The 3,590-nt window shown below is 42.9% G+C and carries 4 protein-coding genes; 1 reads left to right on the plus strand and 3 read right to left on the minus strand.

Annotated features, from left to right (window positions below):
- Nucleotides 1–517: 517 nt before the first annotated feature.
- Nucleotides 518–1,114 (minus strand): ribonuclease HII, encoded by a 597-nt coding sequence (locus tag F3741_06680; protein ID MZG30480.1) that lies wholly within the window; start codon nt 1,112–1,114, stop codon nt 518–520.
- A gap of 121 nt (nt 1,115–1,235) precedes the next feature.
- Between F3741_06680 and F3741_06685 the strand changes: the two genes are divergently transcribed.
- Nucleotides 1,236–2,108 carry a M48 family metallopeptidase gene (locus tag F3741_06685; protein ID MZG30481.1) on the plus strand — a complete coding sequence of 291 codons (873 nt, stop codon included), beginning with the start codon at nt 1,236–1,238 and terminating at the stop codon, nt 2,106–2,108.
- A 368-nt stretch (nt 2,109–2,476) separates the two neighbouring features.
- Here F3741_06685 and F3741_06690 read toward each other — a convergent pair whose 3' ends face one another.
- Entirely contained in the window at nt 2,477–2,701 is a 225-nt protein-coding gene (locus F3741_06690) for a cold shock domain-containing protein (protein MZG30482.1), read from the minus strand.
- Between the two features lie 18 nt (nt 2,702–2,719).
- Entirely contained in the window at nt 2,720–3,064 is a 345-nt protein-coding gene (locus F3741_06695) for a CBS domain-containing protein (protein MZG30483.1), read from the minus strand.
- Nucleotides 3,065–3,590 lie beyond the last annotated feature (526 nt).

Consider the following 3,590-nt stretch of genomic DNA (forward strand, 5'->3'; position numbering starts at 1 on the left):
AATTGGCACCACTCTCACGAATTTTACGAACAGCTTCAGAGTTAAGTCCATAGCCTTCTGATTGGCGTTCAGGCAAATAGGCTTCGACCGGACAATTGAGATCGCGGAAAAAATGAGTGAGAAAAGCTGCAGAAGTGACCCCATCGACATCGTAATCACAAAATACAGTGATGGATTCTTTTTTCTCAAAGGCATGGATCACCCGGTCTACAGCCTGCTGCATACCATTCATTAAAAACGGATCATGCAAACGGGCGAAATCTGCCTCCAAAAAATCCTTTGCCGACTCTTTAGTTGTAACGCCTCTATTCGCAAGAAGAGCTGCGATTGCTTTTGGCAACTGGAGTTCCGTCTCCAGCATCGACACCGTATCTAAAGCTGACTCGGCCTGACACCATTTTTTATTCAATAAAGAGAGCATAAGATTAACAATCAAGAAATTTGGTCACTCGGCCTTTGACCTGTGTGCAAAAATTCATTTAGCAAAAGGAAACCATTGCTACTGGTCCATTCCCAGTCACTCACTGATGTATTCCGTAACGCCCTTGAAGGTTCGGCGGTGAATCGGGCATGGGCCATGCTCGGCGATCAAATCCCGATGCAGTTTGGTGCCATAACCTTTATGCCGGGTAAATTCATATTGTGGATATAGATTATGATAATCATCCATGATACGGTCTCGAGTCACTTTCGCCAGAACCGAAGCCGCAGCGATAGAAAAACTTTTCGAGTCTCCTTTCACAATCGGCCACTGCTCAATGGAAGAATCTATTTTCTGGTTTCCATCAATGAGCAGCAGGTCGGGTCCTTTTGATAATTTTTCAACTGCCTGTTTCATGGCCAACCTTGCCGACTGAAGAATGTTGATCTCGTCAATCACTTCCCGATCAATCACAGATACCCCGTGGACCATTTTTTGCAGTATGGGAAAAAGTTGTTCACGTTTTGAAGCTGAAAGTTTTTTTGAATCATCCAACCCTTCAAAATCAACATCAATTGGCAAAACCACAGCAGCTGCCACAACAGGGCCTGCTAAAGGACCCCGACCTGCTTCATCCACACCGGCGACTAATTTATATCCCTGGTCCCGGGCTTTTAATTCATATTTCCACAAATCCTGTTTCATAGGCAAAGCATATGATATTCCCTCTATAGACGCAACCACTAGACTTAAATCAAAAACTGTCTCAACAGCGGTGGTTGAAAACCACATCATGGCCTTCTATAATTAATGCATGCTTAAAACATTTAAAATAATTCTTACGACTGTATTCATAACCGCCTGCGCTACCACACCGGTTTCTGAAAGGCAGGCATTGATTCTAATTCCCGAGTCCCAGGAAATCGCATTCGGCAAACAAGCATACCAACAAGCACTTAAAGACCAGAAGGAATCAGACAACACTCATTTGAAGCAGGTGCTGCAGCGTGTTGGCACTCGCATCGCGGAAGTTAGCGATATGCCCAAACTCGATTGGGAATTCAAGTTGATCGAATCGGATGAGAAAAACGCTTTTGCGCTCCCGGGAGGTAAAGTCGCGGTGTACACCGGCATGCTTCGGATCTGCAAAAACGAAGCGGGGCTGGCAACAGTGTTGAGTCACGAAATCGCCCATGTGATAGCGCGGCATGGAGCCCAGAGAATGTCTCAACAGCTTCTGATAAGCGGAGCCATGATAGGCGCAAGCATCAGCCTGAGAAACAACACCCAGCGGAGAATCATCATGAGTGCATTGGGGCTGGGGGTTTTATATGGAATCACCCTGCCTTTCAGTCGAGGTGATGAGGGGGAAGCGGATCAAATAGGATTGATCTATATGGCTAAAGCTGGATACGATCCTGAAGAGGCGATTCAGTTCTGGCAACGGTTCAGTAATGTAAAAAAAGGTAATGAACCACCTGAGTGGGCCTCCACTCACCCTGCTGACAAGACGCGAATAGCAGGATTAAAGTCCCACCTTTCTCTCGCTAAATATAAATATCAGAATTCCAAACTGAAGCACGGACTGGGCGAGACTTTTAACCTCCCCGCAGAGAAAACAGATGACACAGAACCAGAAAGACCCAAACCCGTACCCGGAGTTTCTGTAGAAACTTTGGCACCCTGAGTTTATATAAGGACTGGCAAACGTAAGTCACCATTTATTTATAGCGTTCAATCAGAGAACACAGCCCAAAGCAGTCATTGGGCCAAACAAAATATTTGGTTCGTGTAGTTTCCGGATGGATTTATGTTTGACGTCAACCGAATGTGTACCGATTGAGCTGAAAAGCTAAGAGATACTTTCTGTTAAACTTTCCATAAAGGAGATTATTATGAATAAGAAAGTATCGAGTGAATCAGTGGTTAAGGACATCCGTCGCAGAAGACTCTGAGCTTTCTATTCGCCAGACCTTGAGGGAGGTGGGCTTTTTCTCAGAACCATGTTCCGAGCTATTAAAACTTTTGAGTCAGGTATCGTGAATTTCTAAAAATTTATCTCAAATGAAGTTTTACATTTTTTGCCGTAAGACCTTTTTCGTTATTTGTAATTTCATATTCGACCGGCTGGCCTGAACCCAAAGTCTTGTATCCATCAATCTGAATTTCAGAGAAGTGGACGAAAACCTCACCGTGCTCGTCACACTGAATAAACCCATAGCCTTTATTATTACTAAACCACTTAACCGTCCCCTTGTATATTTGTGTGATTTCTATCATCGAAGTAAAAATTGTTTTTTAAGACTCATCCTGCACTTTCTTGGCTGAAGTAATACCTAAAAACTCTCCTGCTTCGCTAGTAACGGCTATATGCTCAACATTATTCTGCAACATGAGAGTAGTGGCTTTGTGTTTGTGCTCATCTGCCCTGATGATGCATAATGGCTCCATGAAATCCGTTACGGGTGCGTCTGAGTGATCCTCAAGTATGTTTGCCAAACTAACAATGCCTATATATTTCTCATCCTTTTTCACAAAAGCATATTCTTTGCCCAGATTAATGAGTTTCATGATGGCATCAAAGGTTGTCATTTGATGGTCCAATGTCGGTGACGGTGATGCTATCTCCCCAATGAAAGGCATAGAAAAAGACTCCTGCAATGGGTCATACTTATGACCTTTAGCTTAAAAGGCCCTCTTTAAAGTTTTTGGAATTAACCAAGGGAAGGTTGTATTGCGAACCACGATACATGGTTATTTCTCCCCAATACTCAAACCATATTCAAATGCAAAAAAATTAAAACTGTACTGATGTAAAAAAAACTACTGTATATGAATTAAACTGGCTCAGCATAAGATATCGGACAACCAAACATATGTTTGGTTATAATAATTTTTTTAGCACTAACCAAACTGTCTGGCAATACCTGAAAGTAAGTAGTTTGGCTAAATTTACAGAATTGTAACAATGAATGGAGGGGGTATAAATCAATGCTCTTCTGTGAGCAGTAAAACTTCAAGTCCCCCGCCAGGGGGACCTTTTTTTTAGTTAATTTGAAACTGGTAAGAGAGGAAGATAGAAAGACGTGAGAGAGCTTGAAAATGCTCAGGCATTTTTGGCAGCAGCTTTTGCGGCTTTCGCTTTTTTGCCACGGGTCTTGGTCTTTTT

This window comes from Nitrospinota bacterium (assembly GCA_009873635.1).
Lineage (GTDB): Bacteria > Nitrospinota > Nitrospinia > Nitrospinales > VA-1 > LS-NOB.